Origin of the sequence: Allobosea sp. CS1GBMeth4, assembly GCF_900185715.1 — a bacterium.
GTDB lineage: Bacteria > Pseudomonadota > Alphaproteobacteria > Rhizobiales > Beijerinckiaceae > Allobosea.
Genome location: NZ_FYAS01000054.1, coordinates 1 through 25,140, shown reverse-complemented (window position 1 = coordinate 25,140; position 25,140 = coordinate 1). Strand labels below are relative to the sequence as shown.

Below are 25,140 nucleotides of genomic sequence, written 5' to 3'. Positions count from 1 at the left end.
CCGCGATGCCCAAGCGTCATGCAACCGGAAGTTTTATTGCGCGACCATCGCCCGGCCTGCGCTTCAGGCGGCGGGGCCGGCCAGCTGCTGCAGCCGCTCCCGCACCGCCTCGGAGAACGGCCGCGACCTGCGCGTCGCCTCGTCCACCTGGACCATCACCGTGATGCCGCTGGCGGCGCAGCGCCCGCCCTGGAAGATCGCCTGTTCGAGCCGGATCGAGCTCCGGCCGATCGAGGCAATGCGCGAGCCGATCTCGACCTCGCCGGGCCAGAGCAGCTCGGCCCGGAAATCCAGCTCCAGCCGGGCGATAACGAAGGCCGCGCCGGGTTCGACCAGCTGGCGGGCGCGGTCATAGATCAGCTCGACCCGCCCGGTCTCCAGAAAGGTCGAGAACACGGAATTGTTGACGTGTCCCTGGCGGTCGGTGTCGCGATAGCGCAGCTTGTCCCGCGTGCGCAGCGGAAAATCGGTGATGGCGAGATCGTCCGGCATGGCTGGCCCCGTGCTGCGAGGCGACCTTCAAACGCGATCGCCGCCGGCAAGGCAACGGCCCGCCGGCGGATCAGGCCAGCACGTCCCTATAGTCGGGGTGCCGGTGCGCCCAGGCCGCGACGAAGGAGCAGCGCGGCACGACGCGGCGCCCGCTGACGCGGGCGATCCGGAAAATGCCTTCTGCCAGCTGCGAGCCGAGGCCGCGTCCGTTGAAGGCGGCCGGCACCTCGGTATGGGTCACGACGATCCTGTCGCCGTCGCTGCGATAGAGCGCGAAGGCCTGCCCGCCCGGGAAATCGAGCTCGAAGCGCCCGGCCTCCGGCCGCTCGACGACCTCGGCCGCGCCGCCATCCGATCGCTGCGTCATGATCGTCCTCCGCACGCGCCGGCCGGAATGGACGGCGCCTGTTCGACCATATGGGCGCGGCGCAGCCGCTTGTCTGCGGCCCTGTCATGCTGGAGTGGAATGGCGGGGCTGCGGCCGGGCGCAGCCCCGCAAACGCTCGTCAGGACAGCCATTCCTGCTCGCGTCGGCGGGCGCGCTCGACCTTGAGCTCGTCCTGTGCGCCGGTGTCCGCGATCTCCTCGCTGCGGTTGCGGAAGGTCCAGATCGCCTTCGCGGCCTCCCAATGCTCGCGGTCGCGGCCCTCGGGCTGCCCTTCCTCCATCCAGAGCGCATAGGCGATCCTGCGGATCTCGCGCTCGGCCTTGCCAAGCTGACTCATCTCGTCCTCCTGGTTGCGTTGCAGTCGGCGAGGACACGACGAAGCGCCGTGCGGCGCTCCGCGCCTCTTTTTCCAATCTGCCATGGCAATGTGGCGTTCGCGTGCAGCGCGGTCCTGTCGATCGGAAGGTTGGCCCGAGCCCGGCTATCGCTGGCCGTCCGGCCCGCCGCTGACGGAGATCATCGCCCATTGCTCCTCCTGCCGGAGATAGACTTCGCTCCAGCGGCCGGACACGGTCCTGGCGCCGTTCACGCCGGACTCGACCTCGGCCACATAGGTGTAGTGAGCGACGCCGACCTTGCCGTCGAAGATGGCGATGCCGAGCGGCCGCAGCTCATAGGACAGGACGCGCGGGCATGAGGGCCCCACCGAGGCGATCGCCGCAGCGCGGTCATGCGGCTCGGGCTGTCCCGTGACCCATCCGGAGAAATCGGGGTGGAGAGCCGCGACGACGCCGGCGCGATCCTGGGCCGCCGCCAGCCGCCAGAGCGCCTCGACCCGCGCCCAGAGCCCACGTTCCTCGTCCGAAGAAAATCGATGCCGTGCCATGGCGGCCATGGTTCGGGGCGAACCGCGACCTGCATTGACGCAGCGCAAAGGCGGCGTGCCAATCCACGGCGGTCTGGAGTGGTGTCCGGTATCGGGAACAAGTGGCGGAAGGGGTGGGATTCGAACCCACGGTGGGCTTGCACCCACGGCGGTTTTCAAGACCGCTGCCTTAAACCACTCGGCCACCCTTCCGGTTGCTCGTCATTGCCGCCGCGCGCAGCGTTTTGCAAGCCGCGGGACGGGAGATTGCAGCGGCTTTCCGTCGATCGGATGGATACCGCTCCATTTTCAACGGCTTGCGTCGGCAGAGGGCGGCCGCGGCGCAAGGTCCCGATCGCCTTGTCGAAGCCGTTGCGCGCCTGTCACGCTCCCCCGAAAAATGGCAGCGAAAGGGTGGCGGATTGACAGTTGCCGCATTTCCGACACCTTTATGCCCGCCCAAAGGCCGGGCTGGGCTTCCGTTGACGGCGTCGCGCACGCGCTTCTCCCGCTTAACGATCCCTTAATGGAATTGGTCGAAAACTGCGACCTTGCCACGATGGTGGCTCGGCTGTCGCTGCGTTTTCGGCGCGACGAACGGGAATGCGGCATGACGCGAGGCGCAGGCACTTCGGCATCGGCGGTCACCCTCCTTACGGCCGATTGCGACGACGTTCCTCGCGCTTCCTCGCTCGCCACCGCGGCCCGCCTGGGCTGCGTCGTACTCGCCGGCGTCTTCCTGGCGAATTGCGCCAACGACCAGGTCGCCCGCCGCGGCCGCTCCAAGGAGATCGGCGCCTTCCCGCAGGCCAAATACGGCCCCGCCAGTCCGCGCGTGGTGGAGGAGGGGCAACCGGTTCCGAAGGGCGGCGGCCGCGAGCTGGTCGGCCGCAGCTACACCGTCGCCGGCAAGCGCTATACGCCTTACGAGAAGCCGGTCGGCTACACCGCCGTCGGCACCGCCTCCTGGTATGGCGAGGCCTTCCACGGCCGCCGCACCGCCAATGGCGAGGTCTATGACCGCCACGGAATCAGCGCCGCGCACCCGACCATGCCGCTGCCGGCCTATGCCCGCGTCACCAACATGGCCAACAGCCGCTCGATGATCGTGCGCGTCAACGATCGCGGCCCGTTCCATGGCGGGCGCATCATGGACGTCTCGCAGAAGACGGCCGACGCGCTCGCCTTCCGCCATCTCGGCACCGCGCGCATCAAGGTCGAGTATCTCGGCCAGGCCTCGCTCGCCGGTTCCGACGACCAGATGCTGCTGGCTTCGCTGCGCACCGACGGCACGCCCGCCTCGATCCCGGGCCAGAGCAGCCGCACCATGATCGCCAGCGCTGCGCCGCAGGTCGATCTCGGCCGCTCCGCCGGGCCGAATCTCGACGACGAGGCCGCCAGGCCCGCCCCTGCACCCGCCCGGACCGAACCGGCTCCGGCCCAGCCCGCCGCGCAGGCCTACGCCGCCGAGCAGCCGCGCACGGTCGCGGCGCAGAGCCCGATCCTCGCCAGCGCCGCGACCGCGTCCGCGGAAGGCGTGCCGGTGCGTGGCGTGCGGTTGCCGCCGTCGCGGCCGTTCGACCTCGAGACCATCGCCAATGCCGGCAAGCCCGTCCCGGTGCTGCGTCCGAACCTCGTGACCGCGCCGATGCCCGTGGCCCGCACCGCCAGCCTGTTCGCCGCCCCCGAGAAGAGCTCGGGCGGGCGTCTCGCCAAGGGTCACCCGCTCTCCTCCGGGCTGAAGCCGCAGGCGCAGCAGCCGCTGGCGCGGAATTGAGTCGCGGCCGGGCTTGACCGCCCAGAGCCGCGCATCATCTGATCTCGACATGATGCAGGGTCGATCAGGGATGGCGCGCGCCGATCGTCCGCGGGTTCTCGGCGAGATACTCGCCTTGCTCGCGGTTCTCCTGGCGCTCGGCCCGGGCTTCGCCCGGGCCCAGGCCTTCCAGTCGGCAGCTCCCTACGCGCTCCTGCTCGATTCCGGCAGCGGCGCCGTCCTCTACGAGAAGGCCGCCGACGAGCTGATGGTGCCCGCGAGCATGGCCAAGCTGGCGACGGCGCTCGTCGCCTTCCAGGAGATCGCGGCCGGCAAGATGACGCTGGAGACCGAGATCTCGATCTCGGAGAACGCCTGGCGCAAGGGCGGCGGCGTCTCCGGCGGCTCGACCATGTTCGCGATCGTCAACAGCCGGGTGAAGCTCGGCGATCTCCTGCAGGGCCTGATCGTCCAGTCCGGCAACGACGCCGCGATCGCGCTCGCCGAGGCGGTGGCCGGCGACGAGGCCAGCTTCGCGCGGCTGATGACGGAACGCGTCCACGCGCTCGGCCTGACCAGATCGCAGTTCCGCAACGCGACCGGCATGGCCGACCCGCAGCAGAAGGCGACGGCCCGCGAGCTCGCGCTGCTCGCCGACCACATCATCAAGACCTATCCGGAGCTCTACAGGATCTTCGGCCAGCGCGACTTCACCTGGAACAAGATCAAGCAGAGCAACCGCAACCCGCTTCTCGCCATGGACATCGGCGCCGACGGCCTCAAGACCGGCAATATCGACGAGACCGGCTATGGCCTCGTCGGCTCGGCCGTGCAGAAGGGACAGCGGCTGATCGTCGTGGTCAACGGGCTGAAGAATGCGCGCGACCGCGGCAACGAGGCCCGCAAGCTGCTCGAATGGGGGTTTCGCTCCTTCGAGCAGCGGCAGATCTTCGCCGAGGGCGAGACGATCGGCGAGGCCAGCGTCTTCGGCGGCGAGAAGGGCCGCGTCGCGCTCAGGGCGAAGGGGCCGGTCGGCCTGCTGGTGCCGCGCGGCAGCAGCGAGCGCCTCGCCGCCCGCATCGTCTATCGCGGCCCGCTGCAGGCGCCAGTGGCCGAGGGCACCGAGGTCGGCCGCCTGCTGGTCACGCGCGGCGAGGTCAAGACGCTGGAGATCCCGCTCTATGCCGCCGAGACCGTCGCCGTCGGCTCGTTGCAGCAGCGGGCGCTCGACGCGCTGATGGAGGCCGCGACCGGCTGGGTCCGCCGGGCCCTGAAGCGGAGCTGAGCGTGGCGAAGGCCAGCACGAACGACGCCGGGCGGCCGGAAGGGCATTTCATCACGCTCGAAGGCGGGGAGGGGGCCGGCAAGTCGACTCTCGCCAGGGCGCTCGCCGCCCGGCTCGAAGCGCTCGGCATCGCCGTCGAGCTGACGCGCGAGCCCGGCGGCTCGCCCAAGGCCGAGCGCATCCGCGAGGCGCTGCTCGCCGGCAGGATCAAGCCCTACGGCGCCTTCGCCGAGGCGCTGATGTTCCAGGCCGCCCGCATCGACCATGTCGACAGCCGCATCCGGCCGGCCCTGCGGCGCGGCGCCTGGGTGATCTGCGACCGCTTCATCGATTCGACCCGCGTCTACCAGGGTACGCTCGGCGAGATTGCCAGGGACAAGCTCGCCGCCCTCGAGGCCGTCGCCATCGCCGGGCTGATGCCGGAGCTGACCTTCATCCTCGATCTCGCGCCCGAGACCGGCCTGGCGCGCGCGGCGCGGCGCCGCAGGCCGGGCGAGGCGACGGACCGTTTCGAGAGCGAAACGATCGCCTTCCATCGCCGTCTGCGCCAGGGCTTTCTCGACATCGCAGCCGCCGAGCCGCGGCGCTGCGTCGTGCTCGATGCCGGCCTTCCGCCGGAGACGCTGGCGGAGAAGGCCTGGGAGGCGCTTTCCAGCCGGCTGCCCTTGCCGCAGATTGCGCCCGCATGATCGAATCGAGCAACGAACCGGACCGCCTGCCAAACGCCCCGCATCCGCGCGAGACGCTGGCGCTGATCGGCCACCGCCGGCAGGAGGAGGCGTTCCTCACGGCACTGCGCTCCGGCCGCATGCACCATGCCTGGCTGCTCGGCGGTCCGGAGGGCATCGGCAAGGCGAGCTTCGCCTATCGCGCCGCGCGCTTTATGCTCGCCGAGGGCGAGCCCCTGCGCCGGGCCGCTGCCGCCGTCGACCTCGCCATGCCGGAGGACGACGCCGCCCGCCGCATCGCGGCGCAGTCGCATCCCGACCTGCACCTGCTGCGCCGGATTCCCAGGCCGGACGGCAAGAGCTTCACCAGCAACATTCCGGTCGACCTGGTACGCCGGGTGATCGATCGTTTCGGCTCCAGCGCGGGCGGCGGCGGCTGGCGCGTCGCCATCGTCGATTCGGCCGAGGACCTCGACCGCCCCGGCGCCAACGCCCTGCTGAAGCTGCTCGAGGAGCCGCCGCCGCGCTCGCTCTTCCTGATCGTCGCGCATGCGCCGGGTCGCCTGCTGCCGACGATCCGCTCACGCTGCCGGCTGCTCGCCTTCGAGCCGCTCGGCGAAAGCGAGGTCGCGCAGGCGGGCGCGATCGCGCTGGAGCGCATGCGCCTGCCTTACGACGCCTCGGCGCTCGGCCGTGCCGCCGCGCTCTCGGAGGGCTCGGTCAGGCGGGCGCTGACTTATGTCGACCCGGCGACGCTTGCGCTGGTCGAGGCGGTGCGGGCGCGGCTCGACGCGCTGCCCTCGGTCGATCTCTCGGCGCTGCTGGCGCTCGGCGAGGACGTGGCGGGCAGGGCGGGCGAGGCCGATTTCAGGGTGATGATCGAGACCGTCCAGGGCTGGCTCGGCGCCCATCTGCACGCACATGCCGGCGCCGGGCCGGCCCGGCTTGCGCCCCTCGCGGAGGTGTGGGAGAGACTTGCACGCGCCGCGAACGAGGTCGAAACCTACAATCTCGATCGCCGCCCCCTCGTCATGTCGCTGTTCCACGATCTGTCGGAGGCGGTTTCCCGCTCGCGCGCGGCCTGAAACCAGGGGCAGGATGCGAAACGTGGCAGCCGGTTTTCGCGACAATCCTGCTCTAACGCTTTGATGAGAGTCGGATTCGGATTTCAGACGGCATCGCTGGCGACGCTGTTCGAGATCATCCGGCTCTGGAGACCGGACAGACCATGGCCTCGGCCCCGAAGTTCTATCTGACGACCGCGATCCACTACACCAACGGCCCGCCGCATATCGGCCACGCCTACGAGATGGTGTCGGCGGACGCGATCGCCCGCTTCAAGCGCCTCGACGGCTACGACGTCTTCGCCATGACCGGCACCGACGAGCACGGCCAGAAGGTGCAGCGCACCGCCGCGCAGAACGGGCTCTCGCCGAAGGATTTCGTCGACGGCATCGCCTCGCGCTTCAAGGAGATGGAGCAGCGGCTCGGCTGCTCCTTCGACCGCTTCATCCGCACCACCGACGCCGACCACCTGCCCTCGACGCAGGAGCTCTGGCGCCGGATGGAGGCCAATGGCGACATCTATCTCGCCAAGTATTCCGGCTGGTACTCGGTCCGGGACGAGGCCTTCTATGCCGAGGAGGAGACCACACTCCAGCCCGACGGCACGCGCCTCGGGGGCCAGGGCACGCCGGTCGAATGGGTCGAGGAGGAGAGCTATTTCTTCCGGCTCAAGGCCTATCAGGACAGGCTGCTCGCGCTTTATCGCGACGTGCCGGATTTCGTCTCGCCGGAGACGCGCCGCAACGAGATCGTCTCCTTCGTGCAGGGCGGGCTCGAGGATCTGTCGATCAGCCGCACCACCTTCGACTGGGGTCTGCCGGTCCCGGGCGATCCCCGGCACGTGATGTATGTCTGGGTCGACGCGCTCAACAACTACGTCACCGGCTGCGGCTTCCCGGACGAGAATGATCCGCGCTGGCATTACTGGCCGGCCGATGTCCACATCATCGGCAAGGACATCGTGCGCTTCCACACGGTCTACTGGCCGGCCTTCCTGATGTCGGCGGGGCTGCCGCTGCCGAAGCGCGTCTTCGGCCACGGCTTCCTGCTGAACAAGGGCGCCAAGATGTCGAAATCGGTCGGCAACGTCGTCGACCCGTTCGCGCTCGCGGAGAGCTACGGCGTCGACCAGCTGCGCTACTTCTTCCTGCGCGAGGTCTCCTTCGGCCAGGACGGCAACTACAGCCACGAGGCGATCGTCGGGCGCATCAACGCCGACCTCGCCAACGATCTCGGCAATCTGGCGCAGCGTTCGCTGTCGATGATCGCCAAGAACTGCGAGGGCAGGGTGCCGCCGGCCGGAACGCTGACCGGGGCCGACCTCGCCATGCTGGCGCAGGCCGACGGGCTCCTGGCCAAGGCACGCGCCGCCATGCAGGACTTCGCCCTGCATCTCGTGCTGGCCGAGATCTGGGCGGTGATCGCCGAGGCCAACCGCTACTTCGCCAACAACGAGCCGTGGAAGCTGTCGAAGAGCGACCCGGCCCGGCGCGACACCGTGCTCTACGCCACGATCGAGACGATCCGGCAGGTCGCGATCCTGACCCAGCCGGTGATGCCGCAGGCCATGGCCAAGCTGCTCGACCTGCTGGCGGTTCCCGCCGAGGCGCGCAGCTTCGCCGCGCTCGGCGAGGCTGGCCGCCTGATCTCGGGCACCGCCCTGCCGGCGCCGAGCGCGGTCTTCCCGCGCTATGTCGAGCCGGAAGGCAGCGAGACCGCCTGATGCTGATCGACACACACTGCCATCTCGATTTCCCGGATTTCGCCGAGGACATCGGAGCTTACGTCGCCCGGGCGGAAGCGGCCGGCGTCGGCCGGATGGTGACGATCTCGACCCGTGTCGACCGCTTCGCGAGCTATGCGGCGCTGGCGGAGCGCTTCCCCTCGGTCTGGTGCACGGTCGGTACCCATCCGCACGGCGCCCATGAAGAGCTCGACGTCACCGCCGGGCAGCTGGTCGAGTTGTCGCGTCACCCGCGCTGCGTCGCCATCGGCGAGGCCGGGCTCGACTACCATTACGACCTGAGCCCGCGCGAAGCCCAGGCGCAGGGCCTGCGCACCCATATCGCGGCAGCACGCGAGACGCGGCTGCCGCTGGTGATCCATGCCCGGCAGGCCGACGAGGACATGGCGGCGATCCTGACCGAGGAGATGGGGAAGGGCGCCTTCTCCGCCATCCTGCACTGCTTCACGGCGGGCGAGATGCTGGCGCGCACCGGCGTCGAGCTCGGCTTCTATATCTCCTTCTCCGGAATCCTGACCTTCAAGACCTCGCAGGCGCTGCGCGAAATCGCCCGCATCGTCCCGCTGGAGCACCTGCTGGTCGAGACCGACGCGCCCTATCTCGCCCCGACGCCCTATCGCGGCAAGCGCAACGAACCCTCCTATGTCGTTGAGACCGCGAAGGTTCTCGCCGAGGTGAAGGCCGTGTCCTTCAACGACATCGCCAGGATCACGACGCAGAATGCCAAGCGCTGCTACTGGAAGATGGACCATGCCGCGCCGGTGCCACAGGTCGCCTAGGGCAGGATGAGCCTGACCGTCACCATCCTCGGCTGCGGCTCATCCGGCGGCGTGCCGCGTCCGGGTTCCGGCTGGGGCGCCTGCGATCCTGACGAGCCGAAGAACCGGCGGCGGCGCTGCTCGATCCTGATCGAGCGCCACGGTCCGCACGGCGCCACCAGCGTGCTGGTCGACACCACGCCGGACCTGCGCGAGCAATTGCTGTCGGCGAAGGTCGACCGGCTCGACGCGACGCTGTTCAGCCACGACCACGCCGACCACACCCACGGCATCGACGATCTGCGCGCGCTCGTCCTGCACATGCGCAGGCGCATCCCGGTCCATGCCGACGCGGTGACCGCGGCGACGTTGCGCCAGCGCTTCGGCTATCTGTTCGAGACGCCGCCCGGCAGCCTCTATCCGCCGATCCTCGATCTGGCGCCGCTCTCGGCCGGGGAGCCGCTCACGATCGACGGCGCCGGCGGCGCGGTCGAGGCGCTGCCGTTCCGGCTCGAGCACGGCCCGAACTACGATGCGCTCGGCTTCCGCTTCGGCGGCCTCGGATACGCGCCGGACGTCAGCGCGATCCCGCCCGAAGCGATGGCGGCGATGGCCGGGCTAGACGTGCTGATCCTCGACTGCCTGCGCGAGGCGCCGCATCCGAGCCATTTCAATCTCGAGCAGGCCCTGGATGCGGTCGCGCAGCTGAAGCCGCGACGCACGGTGCTGACGAACCTCCATGTCGATCTCGATTATGCCAGCCTGTCCAAGTGCTTGCCGGACGATATTGAACCGGCGTTCGATGGCATGACGATCGTCGTCTGAGCCAGGGAGTTCGGTCGGTTGCCTGACAGCGCATCGATTTAAGTTCCATAATATGTCTTATGCGAATCGGAGATGCGCTGACGCGAGCGGCCGCTTCGATCAGCAAGCGCTGCGCGCAGCCTCCCTGCGCCCACAAGGCCGCGCACTCACGACCTTGGTCGGCTTGCCATTGCGACGTCGCGATGCGCTAATCTCCGCCACCGCTCGGCGATCGCCCGACGCGCACTCGCAAGGACCGTGAAGAGTCCAGACAATTCCAGGGAGGTCCATTCGATGTTGAAGTCCGGCTGGCTCGGCGCACTGGCGCTCGCCACCTTTGCTCAGCTTGTCCCGGCGGCGCCGGCGACCGCACAGTCCTGGCCGCAGAGGCCGGTGAGCTTCATCGTGCCGTTCCCGGCCGGCGGCGGCACCGACGCCTTCGCGCGCCCCCTTGCCGCGCAGCTCGAACAGCAGCTGGGCCAGCGCATCCTGATCGACAATCGCGGCGGTGCCGGCGGCACGGTCGGCGCCTCGGCCGCCTCGAAGGCGACGCCCGACGGCTACACCTTCTTCATCGGCGCCGCCCATCACGCCATCGCGCCGGCGCTCTATCCCAGGCTCGACTACAACATCCAGACCGACTTCATCCCGATCGGCGTCATCGCCCAGCCGCCTCAGGTCGTCGTCGTCCATCCGGGCAAGGTCCAGGCCAAGACGCTCGCCGAGCTGATCGACTACGCCAGGAAGAACCCCGATAAGCTGAACTATGGCTCGGCCGGCAACGGCACCACCCACCATCTCGCCGGCGAACTGTTCAAGCTCACCACCAAGGTCAACCTGACCCATGTCCCCTATCGCGGCGCCGGCCCGCTGATGCAGGACCTCGTCGCCGGCCAGGTCGACCTCGCCTTCGACGGTCTCGGTTCGTCCGCGGCGCAGATCTCCAGCGGCACCTTGCGTGCGCTCGCCGTCGCGGCGCCCAAGCGCGCCGGCGCCTTCCCCGATGTCCCGACCACCGCGGAGGCGGGCGTGCCGGGCTACGAGGTCTCGACCTGGTATGCGATGTGGGCGCCGAAGAACACGCCGCCCGAGATCGTCGCCCGGATGACCGCCGAGGTGCAGAAGGCGCTGGCGTCGCCGATGGTGACCGAGGCCTGGAAGAAGAACGGCTCGGAGATCCCGAGCCTTTACGGTCCTGCCTTCGGCGATTTCGTCAAGTCCGAGGTCGCCCGCTGGGGCAAGGTCGTGGCGGAAGCCAACGTCAAGCCCGACTGAGCCGAAGCGCCGTCATGCGCCCTCGCCCGGGCCGTCGATCACCGCCCGGGCGACCGCGAGGCTGAATCCGGCGCGCGCCAGCGCCGCGATGTGTTTCTGGCGCTGCTCCGACCGGTCACCGCGGCTCCATGGTCCGAGGCGCTTGCGCCTCGCGGCGATCTGGGCCGCCGCCAGCTCCGCCTCGTCGTTCACCGTTGCCATTTCGGCAGCGAGCGCGCGCTCGACGCCTTTCGCCGCCAGCCCGGCCGCGACGGCGCGGGCCGAGCGCCCCTTTCGGCGCAGGCTCTGCGCCCTCGCCTCCGCGAACCTGCGATCGTCGACCAGCCCGGAGGCGAGGCAGGACGTCACGACCTCGTCCACCATCGTCGAGAATGCCGACGGCTCGAGGCCGTGATGGCGGCAGCTCCGTTCGACCTTGCGTAGCAGGACGCGCCGCAATTGCGCTTCCGGTGCCGAATAGCGCTCGAGATAATGCAGCGCGGCGCGGCGCAGATAGGCTTCGTCGATCCGCCTCGGACCCCTGCGCTCCCGCGGCAGGGACGCCCCTTCCCGCTCCTCGGCCAAGCTAGTCCAACCTCGGCTTGCCGCGGGTCGACTTGACCGAGGAGCGCTTCTCCTTGGATGCGAGGCGCCGCTCGCGCGAGGCCTTGGTCGGCCTGGTCGGGCGCCTGACCTTCGGCGTCACCGTGGCCTGCCGGATCAGCTCCAGCAGCCGCGCCAGCGCCTCTTCGCGGTTGCGGCTCTGGCTGCGATGCTCCTGCGCCGTGATGACGACGACGCCATCCTGCGTCAGCCGGCTCCCGGCGAGCTTCATCAGGCGGATCGCCACCTCGTTGGGCAGGGACGGCGAGCGCCGGACGTCGAATCTGAGCTCGACCGCGGTCGACACCTTGTTGACGTTCTGCCCGCCGGGTCCCGAGGCGCGCACGAAGCTCTCCTCGATCTCGCTCTCGTCGATGGCGATGGACGGGGTGACTTGAATCATGGGAGGAGGCTAGCTCAACCGGAAGAGGATTGCAGCGATGAAGCCGTCCCGCGACATCGAGCGCCTGATCGAGATCATGGCGGCGCTGCGCACGCCCGGCACGGGCTGCCCCTGGGATCTCGAGCAGGACTTCGCCTCGATCGCGCCCTACACCATCGAGGAGGCCTATGAGGTCGCCGACGCGATCGCCCGCGGCGATCTCGTCGATCTCAAGGACGAGCTCGGCGACCTCCTGCTGCAGGTGGTGTTCCATGCCCGGATGGCCCAGGAGCAGGGCAGCTTCGCCTTCCCCGACGTGGTCGAGGCGATCACCACCAAGCTGATCCGCCGGCACCCCCATGTCTTCGGCGACGCGCGCGACCTGTCACCGGCGCAGGTCAAGGCCCTGTGGGGCCAGATCAAGGCGCAGGAGAAGGCCGACAAGGTGGCCGCGCACCGCGCCGCCGGCCTGCCCGAACCCGCCGAGACCAGGGGCCTGCTCGCCGGCGTGCCGGCCGCGCTGCCCTCGCTCACCCGTGCCTTGAAGCTGCAGGCCAAGGCTTCGACCGTCGGCTTCGACTGGAACGACGCGCGGCTGGTGCTGGACAAGATCCGAGAGGAGACGGGGGAGATCGATGAGGCGCTGGCCTCGGGCGACAAGGCGGCGATCCGGGAGGAGATCGGCGACCTGCTCTTCGTCGTCGCCAACCTCGCTCGCCATGTCGAGGCCGATCCGGAAGCCTGCCTCGCGGCGGCGAACGCCAAGTTCGAGCGCCGCTTCGCCGGTATCGAGGCGGCGCTGGAGAAGGACGGGCGCGAGCCGCGCGAGGCTTCGCTGGAGGAGCTCGAAGCGCTCTGGCAAGAGGTCAAGCGCAGCGAACGCGCCGCCTCCTGAGCAAACGAAAACGCCGGGCGCGAGGCCCGGCGTCGATGATATGCGTTCAGCCTGAAAGGGATATCAGGGCTTCGGCGCCGGCGTCGCGCCGGGGGCCGGAGCGGCCGGCGTTCCCGGAGCCGGCGCTGCGCCGGGCGTGGCGTCGGCCGCGCCGCCGCCGAGACGCTTGCGCAGTTCCTCCTGGCGCTTGGCGAGCTCGTCCTGAAGCGCCTTCTGCTGCTCCTCCAGCACCTTGGGATCGATCGGCGCGCCGTCGAAGCCCTTGGCGAAATCGGAGAGCGGGATGGTGAAGGAGACCTCGCGCGCGGCCTGGTTCTGGACGCTGACGTTGAGATTCGTGCCCTTCTTCATCGCGTTGATGAAATCGTCCTTGACCTGAGCCTCGGCGAAGCAGCCATTCGGGAAGCAGACCGCGTAGCGGCCCGCGGTCGGCTGCGCCGTGTCGACGCCGAAGCGGATGCCCGGCTGCAGCAGCAGGCCGAGCGGCATCAGGAAGCGCACGATCTTGTTGGGATCGCCCTTCACGTCGTAGACCGCGACGGCGAGCACCGGCTGGCCCTGGTCCGAGACGAAATCGCGCGTGGTGTAGCAGATTTCCTTGTTCGCGGCCTGATCCTTGCCGCAGACCTTGGTCCAGGTCGTCTGCGAGGGCTCGGGCTTGACCTGGACGACGGTCGGGCCGGTCTGCGCCGCCTGGCCCTGAGCCGGCTGCTGCGCCGGAGCGGGCTGCTGCGCCGGCTGGGCCGGGCGGCCCGCCGGGCGCTGCGGCTGGGCCTGCTGCGCGATCGAGGCGACGGGAGCGAGAGCGACGGCGGCGCCCAGCACGAGCGCGAGGCCGCGGACCGTGCTTTTCGCGGTGGCGCCCTGACGCTGGGACAGGCGGGTCGAAGCTGACATCTGCGATTCCTTGACCATGGAAACTTGTTCCGCTGCCGGTATCCGGCCGCGCGCATCACCCAAGGCTCAACCAGCAAGGTGCCGGAGCCGGTGGCGGCGTGAGCACATCAAGCGCGATTGAGGCGTTTGAATGACGCCCGGCCTGCGTTTAGCGAGTTCCGTCGCAGGTTTCCAGCCCGAACAGCGCGGCGCGACAAGTTTGATCGCATGTTATCCTGCGGCAGGGAATCAGGTTTGAGCATGCATCGACGTTTCCGCGCCCCGGCGCGCCCGGCCTGGATTTTCGGGCTCGTCCTCGGAGGCCTCGCGACTTTCGGCCTCGGCGAGGGCGCACGCCTGCGCGCGGCCGAGAACGACAACGCCATCGCCATGCATGGCGAGCCGGAACTCCCGAAAGGCTTCGAGCACCTGCCCTATGCCGATCCCGCGGCTCCGAAGGGCGGGCGAATCATCTTCGGCCAGCAGGGCACCTTCGACAGCCTCAACCCGCTGGTCGTGCTGGGCGTCGCGCCGGACGCGGTGCCGCGCTATGTCCAGCAGAGCCTGCTCTTCCGCTCCGCCGACGAGCCCTTCACCGCCTATGGCCTGCTGGCGAGCAAGGTCGAGCTCGATCCGGAGCGGACCCGCCTCGCTTTCCAGATCGACCCGCGCGCCCGCTTCTCCGACGGCCGTCCGGTGACGGCGGAGGACGTGATCTTCACCTTCGAGATGCTGAAGACCAAGGGCAAGCCCTTCCACCGCTCCAGCCTGTCTCGCGTCACCAGGGTCGAGGCCCCCGCGCCCGACCGCGTCGTCTTCGAGCTCGGCGACGGCTCCAACCGCGAATTGCCGCTGGTGATCGGCGCCATGCCGATCTTCGCCAGGCACGCCACCGACGCCGCGAAGTTCGGCGAGACCAGCTTCAAGCCGGCGCTCGGCTCCGGCCCCTATCTCGTCGATGAGGTCAAGCCCGGCGAGATGCTGCGCCTGAAGCGCCGCAAGGATTTCTGGGCCGAGGATCATCCTCTGACCCGCGGACTCTTCAACGCGGAGGAGATCCGATATGATTTCTATCGCGATTCCAACGCATTGTTCGAGGCTTTCAAGGCAGGGCTTTATGACGTCCGCCTCGAAAGCGACCCGACCCGCTGGATGACCGGCTACGACGTTCCGGCCGTCCGCGACGGCCGCATCGTCCGCGACACGCTCCGCTTCCAGGCGCCCAAGGGCATGACCGGGCTGGTCTTCAACACCCGCCGGCCGCAGTTTGCCGACATCCGCGTCCGCGAAGCGCTCGCCATGCTGTTCGACTTCGAATGGGTCAACCGCAACCTGTTCCACGGCGTCTACCGCCGCGCCGGCAGCTTTTTCGCCGACAGCGAGCTCTCGGCGCTGGGCGTGCCGGCCGATCCGCGCGAGAAGGCCCTGCTCGCAGCCTTCCCGGGCGCGGTGCGCGACGACATCCTCGCCGGGACCTGGGTGCCGTCTGCGACCGACGGCTCCGGCCGCGACCGCGACCAGGCCCGCCGCGCGCTCGATCTGCTGGAGGCCGCCGGCTACCGCCTGCGCGACGGGCAATTGCGCAAGGCGGGCGAGACCAACGGTCAGGACCAGCCCTTCGGCTTCGAGATCACCGTCACCAACCGGCCGCAGGAGCGGCTCGCGCTGAACTATGCCGCCTCGCTCGCCCGGCTCGGCATCGCCGTCTCGGTCCGGCTGATCGACGACGTCCAGTACTGGCGCCGGCTCTCCGCCTTCGATTTCGACATGATCCAGTGGACCTGGCCGGCCTCCGCCTCGCCCGGCAACGAACAGATCGGCCGCTGGGGCTCCGCCAATGCCGAGCGCAGGGGCGCGCTGAACTATGCCGGCGTGCGCTCGCCGGCGGTCGATGCGACGCTGCAGGCGCTGCTGGCGGCGCGTACGCGCGAGGATTTCGTCGCGAGTGTGCGCACGCTCGACCGGCTGCTGCTCTCCGGCTTCTACGTGGTGCCGCTCTATTATCTGCCGGAGACCTGGCTGGCGCGAGCGCGCGACATCGCCCTGCCGAACCGGCGGCCCAGATATTTCTTCTCCAACGAGACGCTGGCGCGGCTGCCCTCCCCGCCGGCGCCCGCCAACTAGAGCAGGACGCGAAAAGTGGGAACCGGTTTTCCGCAGAAATCCTGCTCCAGGCTCCTGGAATCGATCACGTCTCATGATCTCGGATCGGTTCGATCCAAGATCAGCGTGATCTAGGCCCGGCGATGCGGATGGGCTCGGACGAAATCTCCATCGACGCGCTGGTCGAAGGGCTCGATTTCGACAGCCTGCTGAAGGCGCTCGCCGCCCGCCGCGGCTACGAGCCGGCCTTTCGCGACCCGCCCGGCCGGCGCGACTGGAGCGATTTCGCGCCGAACGCCTTCGGCTTCGCCGAACTCGACAGCCGCGTCGACCGGCTCGCCAGCCTGCTGCTGCTTGCCAAGCCCCAACCCGGCGCCTGCGTCGCGATCCTGGCCCCGCTCGGTCCTGAGGCGCTGGTCTCGATCCTGGCCAGTCTCAGGGCCGGCCTTTCGCCGATGGTCCTGCCGGCCTATGCCAAGGAGGCGGAGCTGCTGCGCCTGATCGAGCGCTCCGGCGCGGTAATGGCGCTCGGCGTGCCGCGGATCGGCGATCTGCGCCCGCTGCATCTGCTGCGCGATGTCGCGGCGCGTTCCTTCGGCATGCGCTTCCTCGGCGGCTTCGGGACGCAGGTGCCCGACGGCGTCGCGGCGCTCGACCCGCTGCTCGGCCACGGCGCCACGCCCACGGCGCTGACGCCGGCCGCGATCAGGGCGCCGATCCGGGTCGTCGACGGCCGCAGCCTCGCCGGTCCCTTCGCGATCGGCGAGAAGGACGTGCTCGCCAAGGCACTGGAAATCTCGCGCGTGCTGAAGCCGCTCGCCTCCTCGCGCCTGATCACCACGCTGGTCGGCGGCGATCTCGCCGCGCTCGCGACCGGCCCCGGCATCGCCCTGCTGACCGGCGTCGAATTGCTGCCGCTCGGCCTGTTCGTGCTCGACGACCTGCGCGCCTGCCTCGAGGGCGGGCGCATGGTCCATCTCGTCATTCCCGCCGCGATGGAGCCGGCCCTCGCCCGCTCGCGGCTCGGCAGTCACAAGGCGCTGACCAGCCTCGTCGTCGCGCGCCGGGCCGGAGAGGACGAAGGGCTGCCGCGCCTCGACCGCCCGGACCTCGCCATCGTCGACGTGATCGCGCACGAGCCGGAGCGTGTCGAGGTCAGGCGGCGCAGCCCGGGCTGAAGCCGGTAGGCCGTCATGCTCGGGCTTGACCCACGCATCCAAGGCCGGAGGAGGCTCCGACCCGCGCCTTCTCGTCATTCTCGGGGCGCCGCAGCGCGTCGCCCGAGAATGACGGTATGCCTCGCCTACGCCGCCTTCTTGCGCTCGGCGATGCGGGCCAGGTCGGTGAGCAGCCGGCGCGTGCCCTTCAGGCGTTGCTCGGCATCGTCGAACTCGTCGATGAAGACGACGCGCATATCGGGGCGGACCTTGGCCAGGGTGCCCTGCTTGGCGACATAGGAGACGAGACCTTCCGGATTGGCGAACTCGTTGTCGCGGAAGGCGACGATGATGCCCTTGGGCCCGGCCTCGACCTTCTCGACATTGGCGCGCTTGCACAGCGCCTTGATCGCGACGATCTCGAGCAGCTGCTTCACCTCCTCCGGCAGCGGGCCGAAGCGGTCGACCAGCTCGGCGCCGAAGGACTGCAGTTCGGCGTCGTCGTCCATGGTCGAGAGGCGCTTGTAGAGCGTCAGCCTGAGCGTCAGGTCGCCGATATAATGCTCGGGGATCATCACCGGCGCGCCGATCTGGATGGTCGGCGACCAGTGCGCGTCGCTCTCGATCTCGACGCCGGCCTTGAGCGCCGCCACCGCCTCCTCCAGCATCTGCTGGTAGAGCTCGTAGCCGACCTCCTTGATATGGCCGGACTGCTCGTCGCCGAGCAGGTTGCCGGCGCCGCGGATGTCGAGGTCGTGGCTGGCGAGCTGGAAGCCGGCGCCGAGCGTATCGAGCGATTGCAGCACCTTGAGCCGCCGGTCGGCCTGCTCGGTCAGCTTGCGGTTGGCGGGAACGGTGAACAGCGCGTAGGCGCGAATCTTCGAGCGCCCGACGCGGCCGCGGAGCTGATAGAGCTGGGCGAGGCCGAACATGTCGGCGCGGTGGACGATCAGCGTGTTGGCGGTCGGGATGTCCAGGCCGGATTCGACGATCGTGGTCGAGAGCAGGATGTCGTACTGGCCCTCGTAGAAGGCGGTCATCACGTCTTCCAGCGTGCCCGCCGCCATCTGGCCATGGGCGATGCCGACCTTGCATTCCGGCACCTGCTTGTCGAGGAAGTCCTTGACCTCGGCGATGTCCTCGATGCGTGGCACGACATAGAACGACCGCCCGCCGCGATAGCGCTCGCGCAGCAGCGCCTCGCGCACGATCAGCGGATCGAACGGCGTGACGAAGGTGCGCACAGCCAGCCGGTCGACCGGCGGCGTCGCGATGATCGAGAGCTCGCGTACACCGGTCATGGCGAGCTGCAGCGTGCGCGGGATCGGCGTCGCCGACAGCGTCAGCATATGCACCTCGGCGCGCAGTTCCTTCAGCCGTTCCTTGTGGGCGACGCCGAAATGCTGCTCCTCGTCGACGATGACGAGCCCGAGATCCTTGAAGTCGACGCCCTTGCCGAGCAGCGCATGCGTGCCGACGGCGATGTCCATGGTGCCGTCCGCGATGCCCTGCTTCACCGCCTTGAGCTCGGCAGAGGGCACGAAGCGCGAGGCCTGGCCGACCTTCACGGGGAGCCCCGCGAAGCGCTCGGCGAAATTGCGATAATGCTGGCGCGCCAGCAGCGTCGTCGGCACCACGACAGCGACCTGCTTCCCGGCGAGCGCGGCGGTGAAGGCGGCACGCAGCGCGACCTCCGTCTTGCCGAAGCCGACATCGCCGCAGACCAGCCGGTCCATCGGCCGCCCGGCGGCGAGATCCTCCAGCACCGCGTCGATCGTGTTCTGCTGGTCCTCGGTCTCCTCATAGGGGAAGCGGGCGCAGAACTCGTCATAGAGCCCTTCCTGCGGCGTCAGGCGCGGCGCTTCCTTGAGGGCGCGGGCGGCGGCGATCTGGATCAGCTTGCCGGCCATCTCGCGGATGCGCTGCTTCAGCTTGGCCTTGCGCGCCTGCCAACCGCCGCCGCCGAGCCGATCGAGCACGACCTCGGTGTCCTCCGAGCCGTAGCGCGACAGCAGCTCGATGTTCTCCGCCGGCAGGAACAGCTTGGCGTCGCCGGCATAATGGATCTCGAGGCAGTCATGCGGCGCCCCGGCCGCCGTGATCGATTGCAGCCCGACGAAGCGGCCGATGCCATGGTCGACATGGACGACGATGTCGCCCGGCGTGAGCGAGGACAGTTCATTGATGAAGTCCTGCGGCCGGCGCGTCTTGCGGCGCGGCCGCACCAGCCGGTCGCCGAGAATGTCCTGCTCGCCGATGACTGCGAGCTTGCCGGCCTCGAAACCGGTCTCGAAGCCCCAGACCGCCAGCGCCGTGGTGCCGGGCTTGAGGTCGAAGGCGGCGCGCAGGCTGCCGGTCATCTGCACGGTCTTGAGGCCGTGATCGGCGAGCACATGGGCGAGCCGCTCGCGCGAGCCCTCCGACCAGGCCGCGAGGATGACGCGGCGCCCATCCGCCTCCAGCGCCTTCACATGCGCGACCGCCGCGTCGAAGACGCCACCGGAATTGTCGGCCCGCTCGGCCGCGAAGCTGCGGCCCTGCTTGCCGCCGAGATCGACGACGAGCTTGCCCTCGCTCTCGGGCAGCTGGAACGGCGTCAGCGAAGCGACCCCGGCCTCGCCGACGATACCGCGCCAGTCGGCCGGCGAGAGATACAGCGCCTCCGGCGGCAGTGGCTTGTACGGCACCGAGCCCGGCGACGGCTGGTCGAGCGCGCTCTTGCGGGCGTCGTAATAGTCCTTGATCAGGCTGATGCGCTCGCCGACCGCATCGTCGGCATGATGGTCGAGCACGATCGGCACATCAGGCAGATAGGTGAAGAGCGTATCGAGCTTCTCGGCCAGCAGCGGCAGCCAGTGTTCGAGGCCAGCCGGACGCCTTCCCTCGCTCACCGCCTCGTAGAGCGTGTCGTCGCGGCCGGGCGTGCCGAAGGTCGCGATATAGGACTGGCGGAAGCGACGGATCGAGTCGCTCGTCATCTGCGCCTCGGACATCGGCACCAGGTCGAGCCCGCGCAATTGCCCGGTGGTGCGCTGCGTCTCCGGATCGAAGGTGCGGATCGATTCGAGCGTGTCGCCGAAGAAGTCGAGCCGGATCGGCGCCGGCATGCCCGGCGGGTAGAGGTCGACGATCCCCCCGCGCACGGCGAATTCGCCGGTCTCCCGCACGGTGGAGGTCCTGAGATAGCCGTTGACGTCGAGCCAGCGCGCCAGCTCCTCGGTATCGACCATGTTGCCCGGCGCGGCCGAAAAGCTCTCCGATGCCACCTTGCCGAAGGCCGGCACGCGCTGGAGCGCGGCGTTGACCGTGGTCAGCAGCAGGCGCGGCCGGTCGCCGGATTTGGTCTTGGCGAGGCGCGACAGCGTCGTCATCCGGTGCGCCACGATGGAAGGCGCCGGCGAGACGCGGTCATAGGGCTGGCAGTCCCAGGCCGGGAAGGTCATCACCTCGAGATCGGGCGCGACGAAGGCCAGCGCGTTCTCCAGCACCTGCAAGCGCTGGCCGTCGCGGGCGACGAAGACGAGTAGCGCCGGGCCTTCCGATTTCTTCGCCCGGGCGCGCGTCAGGTCGGCGAGCACGACGGCGTCGAAACCGTCGGGCACACCGGCGAGCACCGGCTTGTCGCCGCGGTTCAGCGCATCGAGGATGCGCTCGAGCTGCGGCTTGGCGATCTGGGTAGGAGGCGGAATGCTCATCGGGACGCTTCAATTCTGACTATGGCTTGTCGTTCCGGTGTGCGCCGCAGGCGCGAACCCGGAACCCACGACTGGGTGGAAAATCTGGTGCAAGTTCCTGGCAGCTCACCCGGTCGCGGGTTCCGGGTTCTTCGCTGCGCGAAGTCCCGGAATGACAATGGAGGGAGCAGGCCAAGCCCTCACACATGGATCGGCTTGTCGTGCCGATGGAACGTCTTCAGCCGACGGAACACGTCGCTGTCGTAGTTCTCCGGCACCTGCGCCTCCCCCGTCACCCAGCTCAACAGGTCGCGGTCGAGCACCTCGATCAGCCGTTCGAACTCGTCGAGCTCGGCCTCGCTCAGCCCGCCGATCTCGGCATCGGCGAAGCGGCCCATGATCAGGTCCATCTCGCGCATGCCGCGATGCCAGGCGCGGAACAGGATCTTGCGCCGGCGCGGGTCGAGATCGGCGCTGCTACGGGTCGAGCCACTCATCATCGGCCTCGCGGAAATGGAAATTGGGCCGGCCCCGTCGCGGAGCCTGCCTCTGATCGAGAGCAGGATTCCCGCGAAAAACCGGTTTCCACTTTTTCGCATCCTGCTCTGGCGAGCTATATAGCGATGCCATCTCGCGAAGTCAGCGGCCGAGACGCCGCCGGCTCCGCACTCCTGACATGCCGTGAGACCATTGCGCCCATCCGTCCTCGATCCGCTCTTCGCCCCGGCCACGGCGCTCTCCGGCGTCGGCCCCAAGCTCGCCAAGGCGCTCGACAGGCTGCTCGGCGACGAGACCCATCCCGCCCGCGTCATCGACCTGATGTTCCATCTGCCGACCGGCGCGATCGATCGGCGGCCAAGCAATAGCATCGCGGAGGCGCCGATCGGCGAGGTCGCGACCTTCTCGGCGCGGGTGACCGAGCATCGTCCTGCCCCGCCGACCAAGGCGAAGGCGCCCTATCGCGTCATCGTCGAGGACGAGACCGGCGACGTCACGCTGGTCTTCTTCCATGCCGATGTCCGCCATCTCCTGCAGAGCCTGCCGATCGGCGCCCATCGCATCATCTCGGGCAAGCTCGAGCTCTGGGACGGCATGCGCCAGATGGTGCATCCCGACCGAATCCTCGATCCCAGGCTCGCCGCCACACTGCCTTCGGTCGAGCCGGTCTACGGGCTGACCGAGGGCATCGGCGGACGCGTCATGGCGCGCATCGCCGCCGGCGCCGCCGAGCGCTGTCCGGAACTGCCGGAATGGCAGGACCCGGCGTTCCTCGCCCGCAACGACTTCGCGCCCTTCCGCGGCGCCGTCCACGCCCTGCATCACCCTGCCGACCTCAAGGCCGCGACCGGCGAGACGGTCGCGCGCCGACGCATCGCCTATGACGAGTTGCTCGCCAGCCAGATCGCCCTCGCGCTCGTCCGCCGCCAGCAGAAGAAGGCGGCCGGGCGCGCCACGGCCGGCGACGGCGCCTTGCGTCATGCCATCGAGACCGCCCTGCCCTTCGTGCTCACCGACGGCCAACGCAAAGCGATCGCCGATATCCATGACGACATGGAGAAACCCGAGCGCATGCTGCGCCTGCTCCAGGGCGATGTCGGCTCGGGCAAGACCGTCGTCGCGCTGATGGCGATGGCGGCCGCGGCCGAGGCGCGCCGGCAGTCGGTACTGATGGCGCCGACCGAGATCCTGGCGCGCCAGCATGCCGAGCGTCTCGCCCCGCTCGCCGACAAGGCCGGCCTCGAGCTCGCGCTGCTCACCGGCCGCGAGAAGGGGCCGGGCCGCCGGCAGGTGCTGGAAGGCCTGGCGAATGGCGAGATCGACATCGTCGTCGGGACCCATGCGCTGTTCCAGGAAGGTGTCGCCTTCCACGACCTCGCGCTGGCCGTGGTCGACGAGCAGCACCGTTTCGGCGTGCACCAGCGCCTTCTGCTCGGCGCCAAGGGCGAGGCGGTCGACATCCTGGTGATGACCGCGACGCCGATCCCGCGCACCCTGGCGCTGACCTGGTTCGGCGACATGGACGTCTCGATCCTCTCGGAGAAGCCGGCGGGCCGCAAGCCGATCACGACGCGGGCGATCTCGCTCGAGCGCTATGACGAGGTCGTCGGCGCCGTCGGCCGCGCGCTCGAGGCCGGAGCCCAGGTCTACTGGGTCTGCCCGCTGGTGCAGGAATCCGACACGCTCGACGTCGCCGCGGCGCAGGAGCGCTTCGAGGCGCTGCAGGCCAGCTTCGGCGACGAGGTCGGCCTGCTGCACGGCCAGATGCCGGGGCGCGACAAGGACGCCGCAATGGCGGCCTTCTCCGCCGGCCGGACCCGCGTCCTGGTCTCGACCACGGTGATCGAGGTCGGCGTCGACGTGCCCAACGCCTCGGTGATGGTGATCGAGCATGCCGAGCGCTTCGGCCTCGCCCAGCTCCACCAGCTGCGCGGGCGGATCGGCCGCGGCAGCGCCGCCTCGACCTGCTTGCTGCTCTACAAGGGTCCGCTCGGCCCGGTGGCGGAGGCGCGCCTCACCATCATGCGCGAGAGCGAGGACGGCTTCCGCATCGCCGAGGAGGATCTGCGCCTGCGCGGCGAAGGCGAGGTGCTCGGCACGCGCCAGTCCGGCTCACCCGACTGGCGCATCGCCCGGCCGGAGATCGACGGCGATCTCCTCGCGGCGGCCCGCGACGATGCCCGCCTGCTGATCGAGCGCGACCCGCATCTGGAGACGCCGCGCGGGCAGGCGGCGAGGACGCTGCTCTACCTGTTCGAGCGCGACGTCGCGATCAGGCTGCTGCGCGCGGGCTGAAACGGCTTTCAGCTCCGTGCGTCGGCGCTGCCGCCGCCACCGGCGGAATGCGGGCGATCACCTTGAGCTCGAAATCGAACCCGGCGAGCCAGGTCGCGCCGACGGCGGTCCAGCTCGGATAGGGCGGCTCGCCGATCTCCTCCGCGCGCACGGCCAGCACCGTGTCGAACTGCGCCTGCGGATCGGTGTGGAACGAGGTGACATCGATCACATCGTCGAAGCTCGCGCCTGCCGCGGCCAGCACGGCGCGCAGATTGGCGAAGGCCCGCCGCACCTGATCCTCGAACACCGGTTCGGGCGTGCCATCCTCACGGCTGCCGACCTGCCCGGAGACGAAGAGCAGGTCGCCATGCCGGATGGCGGCCGAATACTGATGGACGTCGTAGAGGGCATGCCCGTTAGCCGGGAAAATGGCGTCACGTTTGGCCATGTTGGCTCCTTTCTCGGTTATGCGAGCGCAGGCGGATATTCGTGAGGCCGCACTCTTGCCGACAGGAGGTAGCGGGCGAGCATTGTTCGGATTAGCCGTTGAAACCGGCACAGGCTGATGCAAGATCACCAGTAATGCCTCGCCCATCGCTCAACGATCTCGCCGCCTTCGTCGCCGTGGCGACCCGGCGCAGCTTCCGGCGCGCGGCCGACGAACTCGGCACCGCGCCCTCGACCTTGAGTCACGCAATGCGCGCGCTCGAGGAGCGCATGGGCGTGCGCCTGCTCAACCGCACGACGCGCAGCGTCTCGCCGACGCAGGCCGGCTCGGAACTGCTCGCCCGGCTTCAGCCCGCGCTCGCCAATCTGGACGAGGCGCTCGGCAGCGTCGCCGGCTTCCGCGGCGGCGTGGCCGGCACGGTCCGGATCAACGCGCCGCGGCTGGCGGCTGCCCTGCTCGTTCGCCGCATCCTGCCGGCGATGGCGGAGCGTTTTCCCGAGGTCATCGTCGATCTCGTCGTCGAGGGGAAGCTGATCGACGTGGTGGCGGCTGGTTTCGACGCCGGAGTTCGCCTGGTCGACTCGATCCCGAAGGACATGATCGCCGTGCCGTTCGGCGACGAAATCAGCTTCGTCTGCGTCGCATCGCCCGCCTATCTCGAACGCTTCGGCGAGCCCGTCGCGCCCGACGAGCTGGCGCGCCATCGCTGCATCGGCCACCGCGTGCCGAACGGCAAGCTCTACCGCTGGGAGTTCGCCCGGGCCGGACAGTCGCTGACGATCGAGACCGGCGGGCCGGTGATCCTCGACGACGAGGAGCTGATGGTGGACGCCGCCATCAAGGGCCTCGGCATCGCCTATGTCGCAAGCCCAGCCGCTGAAACGGCGCTGGCCGAGGGGCGCCTCCGGCGGATCCTGACAGCCTGGACGCCCGCTCCCGAGCGGGTCGCGATCTATTATTCCGGCCATCGCGCCGTGCCGCCGGCGCTGCGGGCCTTCCTCGACGTCGTCAAGGCGGCGCGCTAGGTTCTGAACCCATAAAGGTTGCCGCCGCTGGTCTTGGCTGATTCAACGTCTCCGTCAGGAGGCTTTGATGGCGCGATACGATCTGAGCGAAGCGGAGTGGCGGCTGATCGAGCCGCTGCTGCC

General features: G+C 69.4%; 23 protein-coding genes and 1 tRNA gene. 13 read left to right on the top strand and 11 right to left on the bottom strand.

Annotated elements, in window-relative coordinates; genetic code table 11:
• Positions 1–63 precede the first annotated feature (63 nt).
• The 5 genes from CS1GBM4_RS23325 to CS1GBM4_RS23305 form a co-directional block, all read right to left on the bottom strand.
• Positions 64–492, bottom strand: coding sequence for a thioesterase family protein (locus tag CS1GBM4_RS23325; protein ID WP_186421158.1), 429 nt, complete (start codon positions 490–492; stop codon positions 64–66).
• Between the two features lie 70 nt (positions 493–562).
• A complete protein-coding gene (locus CS1GBM4_RS23320) occupies positions 563–859 on the bottom strand; it encodes a GNAT family N-acetyltransferase (RefSeq protein WP_186421157.1) in 297 nt (98 codons plus the stop codon).
• Between the two features lie 139 nt (positions 860–998).
• Positions 999–1,217, bottom strand: a complete 219-nt coding sequence (locus CS1GBM4_RS23315; protein ID WP_186421156.1) for a DUF2934 domain-containing protein — start codon at positions 1,215–1,217, stop codon at positions 999–1,001.
• Positions 1,218–1,361: 144 nt separating this feature from the next.
• Positions 1,362–1,766 (bottom strand): nuclear transport factor 2 family protein, encoded by a 405-nt coding sequence (locus tag CS1GBM4_RS23310; protein ID WP_186421155.1) that lies wholly within the window; start codon positions 1,764–1,766, stop codon positions 1,362–1,364.
• 102 nt (positions 1,767–1,868) lie between these two features.
• Positions 1,869–1,958: transfer RNA gene (locus tag CS1GBM4_RS23305), tRNA-Ser, on the bottom strand.
• 397 nt (positions 1,959–2,355) lie between these two features.
• Here CS1GBM4_RS23305 and CS1GBM4_RS23300 point away from each other — a divergent pair.
• The 8 genes from CS1GBM4_RS23300 (at position 2,356) to CS1GBM4_RS23265 (ending at position 11,100) form a co-directional block, all read left to right on the top strand.
• A complete protein-coding gene (locus CS1GBM4_RS23300; protein WP_186421154.1) occupies positions 2,356–3,522 on the top strand; it encodes a septal ring lytic transglycosylase RlpA family protein in 1,167 nt (388 codons plus the stop codon).
• 52 nt (positions 3,523–3,574) lie between these two features.
• Positions 3,575–4,786 (top strand): D-alanyl-D-alanine carboxypeptidase family protein, encoded by a 1,212-nt coding sequence (locus CS1GBM4_RS23295; RefSeq protein ID WP_186421153.1) that lies wholly within the window; start codon positions 3,575–3,577, stop codon positions 4,784–4,786.
• Positions 4,787–4,788: 2 nt separating this feature from the next.
• Positions 4,789–5,475: a dTMP kinase gene (tmk, locus tag CS1GBM4_RS23290; RefSeq protein ID WP_186421152.1), complete on the top strand. Its 687-nt coding sequence runs from the start codon at positions 4,789–4,791 to the stop codon at positions 5,473–5,475.
• On the top strand, positions 5,472–6,539 hold the full coding sequence (locus tag CS1GBM4_RS23285; protein ID WP_186421151.1) for a DNA polymerase III subunit delta': 1,068 nt from the start codon (positions 5,472–5,474) through the stop codon (positions 6,537–6,539). Before tmk ends, CS1GBM4_RS23285 begins: the two co-directional genes overlap by 4 nt.
• A gap of 143 nt (positions 6,540–6,682) precedes the next feature.
• Positions 6,683–8,242 (top strand): methionine--tRNA ligase, encoded by a 1,560-nt coding sequence (gene metG, locus CS1GBM4_RS23280; protein ID WP_186421150.1) that lies wholly within the window; start codon positions 6,683–6,685, stop codon positions 8,240–8,242.
• A complete protein-coding gene (locus CS1GBM4_RS23275; protein ID WP_186421149.1) occupies positions 8,242–9,042 on the top strand; it encodes a TatD family hydrolase in 801 nt (266 codons plus the stop codon). The genes metG and CS1GBM4_RS23275 overlap by 1 nt, the downstream gene beginning before the upstream one ends.
• 6 nt (positions 9,043–9,048) lie before the next feature.
• A complete protein-coding gene (locus tag CS1GBM4_RS23270) occupies positions 9,049–9,846 on the top strand; it encodes an MBL fold metallo-hydrolase (protein ID WP_186421148.1) in 798 nt (265 codons plus the stop codon).
• A gap of 273 nt (positions 9,847–10,119) precedes the next feature.
• Positions 10,120–11,100: a tripartite tricarboxylate transporter substrate binding protein gene (locus CS1GBM4_RS23265; protein ID WP_186421147.1), complete on the top strand. Its 981-nt coding sequence runs from the start codon at positions 10,120–10,122 to the stop codon at positions 11,098–11,100.
• Positions 11,101–11,112: 12 nt separating this feature from the next.
• Here the strand turns inward: CS1GBM4_RS23265 and CS1GBM4_RS23260 are convergent, their stop codons facing one another.
• Both CS1GBM4_RS23260 and arfB read right to left on the bottom strand, forming a co-directional pair.
• Positions 11,113–11,664: a RecX family transcriptional regulator gene (locus CS1GBM4_RS23260; RefSeq protein ID WP_186421146.1), complete on the bottom strand. Its 552-nt coding sequence runs from the start codon at positions 11,662–11,664 to the stop codon at positions 11,113–11,115.
• Between the two features lies 1 nt (position 11,665).
• On the bottom strand, positions 11,666–12,085 hold the full coding sequence (arfB, locus tag CS1GBM4_RS23255; RefSeq protein ID WP_186421145.1) for an alternative ribosome rescue aminoacyl-tRNA hydrolase ArfB: 420 nt from the start codon (positions 12,083–12,085) through the stop codon (positions 11,666–11,668).
• A gap of 37 nt (positions 12,086–12,122) precedes the next feature.
• Here arfB and mazG point away from each other — a divergent pair, with 37 nt between their 5' ends.
• Positions 12,123–12,959 (top strand): nucleoside triphosphate pyrophosphohydrolase, encoded by an 837-nt coding sequence (mazG, locus tag CS1GBM4_RS23250; RefSeq protein ID WP_186421144.1) that lies wholly within the window; start codon positions 12,123–12,125, stop codon positions 12,957–12,959.
• Between the two features lie 63 nt (positions 12,960–13,022).
• Here the strand turns inward: mazG and CS1GBM4_RS23245 are convergent, their stop codons facing one another.
• Positions 13,023–13,856 (bottom strand): invasion associated locus B family protein, encoded by an 834-nt coding sequence (locus CS1GBM4_RS23245; RefSeq protein WP_186421143.1) that lies wholly within the window; start codon positions 13,854–13,856, stop codon positions 13,023–13,025.
• Between the two features lie 240 nt (positions 13,857–14,096).
• Between CS1GBM4_RS23245 and CS1GBM4_RS23240 the strand changes: the two genes are divergently transcribed.
• The gene (locus CS1GBM4_RS23240) at positions 14,097–15,959 is read left to right on the top strand and encodes an extracellular solute-binding protein (RefSeq protein ID WP_186421142.1); all 1,863 of its coding nucleotides are present in this window, start codon (positions 14,097–14,099) and stop codon (positions 15,957–15,959) included.
• 128 nt (positions 15,960–16,087) lie between these two features.
• Positions 16,088–17,116, top strand: a complete 1,029-nt coding sequence (locus CS1GBM4_RS23235) for an AMP-binding protein (protein WP_186421141.1) — start codon at positions 16,088–16,090, stop codon at positions 17,114–17,116.
• 125 nt (positions 17,117–17,241) lie between these two features.
• Here CS1GBM4_RS23235 and mfd read toward each other — a convergent pair whose 3' ends face one another.
• Together mfd and CS1GBM4_RS23225 are read right to left on the bottom strand one after the other, a co-directional pair.
• Complete coding sequence (gene mfd / locus CS1GBM4_RS23230; protein WP_186421140.1) at positions 17,242–20,790, bottom strand: transcription-repair coupling factor; 3,549 nt, start codon at positions 20,788–20,790, stop codon at positions 17,242–17,244.
• A 179-nt stretch (positions 20,791–20,969) separates the two neighbouring features.
• Positions 20,970–21,266 (bottom strand): succinate dehydrogenase assembly factor 2, encoded by a 297-nt coding sequence (locus CS1GBM4_RS23225; RefSeq protein WP_186421139.1) that lies wholly within the window; start codon positions 21,264–21,266, stop codon positions 20,970–20,972.
• Between the two features lie 184 nt (positions 21,267–21,450).
• On the opposite strand from CS1GBM4_RS23225, the gene recG reads away from it, so the two are divergent.
• Positions 21,451–23,562 carry an ATP-dependent DNA helicase RecG gene (recG, locus tag CS1GBM4_RS23220; RefSeq protein WP_244607373.1) on the top strand — a complete coding sequence of 704 codons (2,112 nt, stop codon included), beginning with the start codon at positions 21,451–21,453 and terminating at the stop codon, positions 23,560–23,562.
• On the opposite strand, the gene CS1GBM4_RS23215 is transcribed toward recG, so the two are convergent.
• Positions 23,540–23,992 carry a RidA family protein gene (locus tag CS1GBM4_RS23215; RefSeq protein ID WP_186421137.1) on the bottom strand — a complete coding sequence of 151 codons (453 nt, stop codon included), beginning with the start codon at positions 23,990–23,992 and terminating at the stop codon, positions 23,540–23,542. The two genes, recG and CS1GBM4_RS23215, sit on opposite strands and share 23 nt — an antisense overlap.
• Positions 23,993–24,126: 134 nt before the next feature.
• Between CS1GBM4_RS23215 and CS1GBM4_RS23210 the strand changes: the two genes are divergently transcribed.
• Positions 24,127–25,017: a LysR family transcriptional regulator gene (locus CS1GBM4_RS23210; RefSeq protein WP_186421136.1), complete on the top strand. Its 891-nt coding sequence runs from the start codon at positions 24,127–24,129 to the stop codon at positions 25,015–25,017.
• Positions 25,018–25,140 lie beyond the last annotated feature (123 nt).

Coding starts and splice junctions, on each gene's coding strand:
- CS1GBM4_RS23325 (WP_186421158.1), bottom strand. CDS start 492: ATGCCGGACGATCTCGCCATCACCGATTTTCCGCTGCGCACGCGGGAC.
- CS1GBM4_RS23320 (WP_186421157.1), bottom strand. CDS start 859: ATGACGCAGCGATCGGATGGCGGCGCGGCCGAGGTCGTCGAGCGGCCG.
- CS1GBM4_RS23315 (WP_186421156.1), bottom strand. CDS start 1,217: ATGAGTCAGCTTGGCAAGGCCGAGCGCGAGATCCGCAGGATCGCCTAT.
- CS1GBM4_RS23310 (WP_186421155.1), bottom strand. CDS start 1,766: ATGGCACGGCATCGATTTTCTTCGGACGAGGAACGTGGGCTCTGGGCG.
- CS1GBM4_RS23300 (WP_186421154.1), top strand. CDS start 2,356: ATGACGCGAGGCGCAGGCACTTCGGCATCGGCGGTCACCCTCCTTACG.
- CS1GBM4_RS23295 (WP_186421153.1), top strand. CDS start 3,575: ATGCAGGGTCGATCAGGGATGGCGCGCGCCGATCGTCCGCGGGTTCTC.
- CS1GBM4_RS23285 (WP_186421151.1), top strand. CDS start 5,472: ATGATCGAATCGAGCAACGAACCGGACCGCCTGCCAAACGCCCCGCAT.
- metG (WP_186421150.1), top strand. CDS start 6,683: ATGGCCTCGGCCCCGAAGTTCTATCTGACGACCGCGATCCACTACACC.
- CS1GBM4_RS23275 (WP_186421149.1), top strand. CDS start 8,242: ATGCTGATCGACACACACTGCCATCTCGATTTCCCGGATTTCGCCGAG.
- CS1GBM4_RS23270 (WP_186421148.1), top strand. CDS start 9,049: ATGAGCCTGACCGTCACCATCCTCGGCTGCGGCTCATCCGGCGGCGTG.
- CS1GBM4_RS23265 (WP_186421147.1), top strand. CDS start 10,120: ATGTTGAAGTCCGGCTGGCTCGGCGCACTGGCGCTCGCCACCTTTGCT.
- arfB (WP_186421145.1), bottom strand. CDS start 12,085: ATGATTCAAGTCACCCCGTCCATCGCCATCGACGAGAGCGAGATCGAG.
- mazG (WP_186421144.1), top strand. CDS start 12,123: ATGAAGCCGTCCCGCGACATCGAGCGCCTGATCGAGATCATGGCGGCG.
- CS1GBM4_RS23245 (WP_186421143.1), bottom strand. CDS start 13,856: ATGTCAGCTTCGACCCGCCTGTCCCAGCGTCAGGGCGCCACCGCGAAA.
- CS1GBM4_RS23240 (WP_186421142.1), top strand. CDS start 14,097: ATGCATCGACGTTTCCGCGCCCCGGCGCGCCCGGCCTGGATTTTCGGG.
- CS1GBM4_RS23235 (WP_186421141.1), top strand. CDS start 16,088: ATGGGCTCGGACGAAATCTCCATCGACGCGCTGGTCGAAGGGCTCGAT.
- mfd (WP_186421140.1), bottom strand. CDS start 20,790: ATGAGCATTCCGCCTCCTACCCAGATCGCCAAGCCGCAGCTCGAGCGC.
- CS1GBM4_RS23225 (WP_186421139.1), bottom strand. CDS start 21,266: ATGAGTGGCTCGACCCGTAGCAGCGCCGATCTCGACCCGCGCCGGCGC.
- CS1GBM4_RS23215 (WP_186421137.1), bottom strand. CDS start 23,992: ATGGCCAAACGTGACGCCATTTTCCCGGCTAACGGGCATGCCCTCTAC.
- CS1GBM4_RS23210 (WP_186421136.1), top strand. CDS start 24,127: ATGCCTCGCCCATCGCTCAACGATCTCGCCGCCTTCGTCGCCGTGGCG.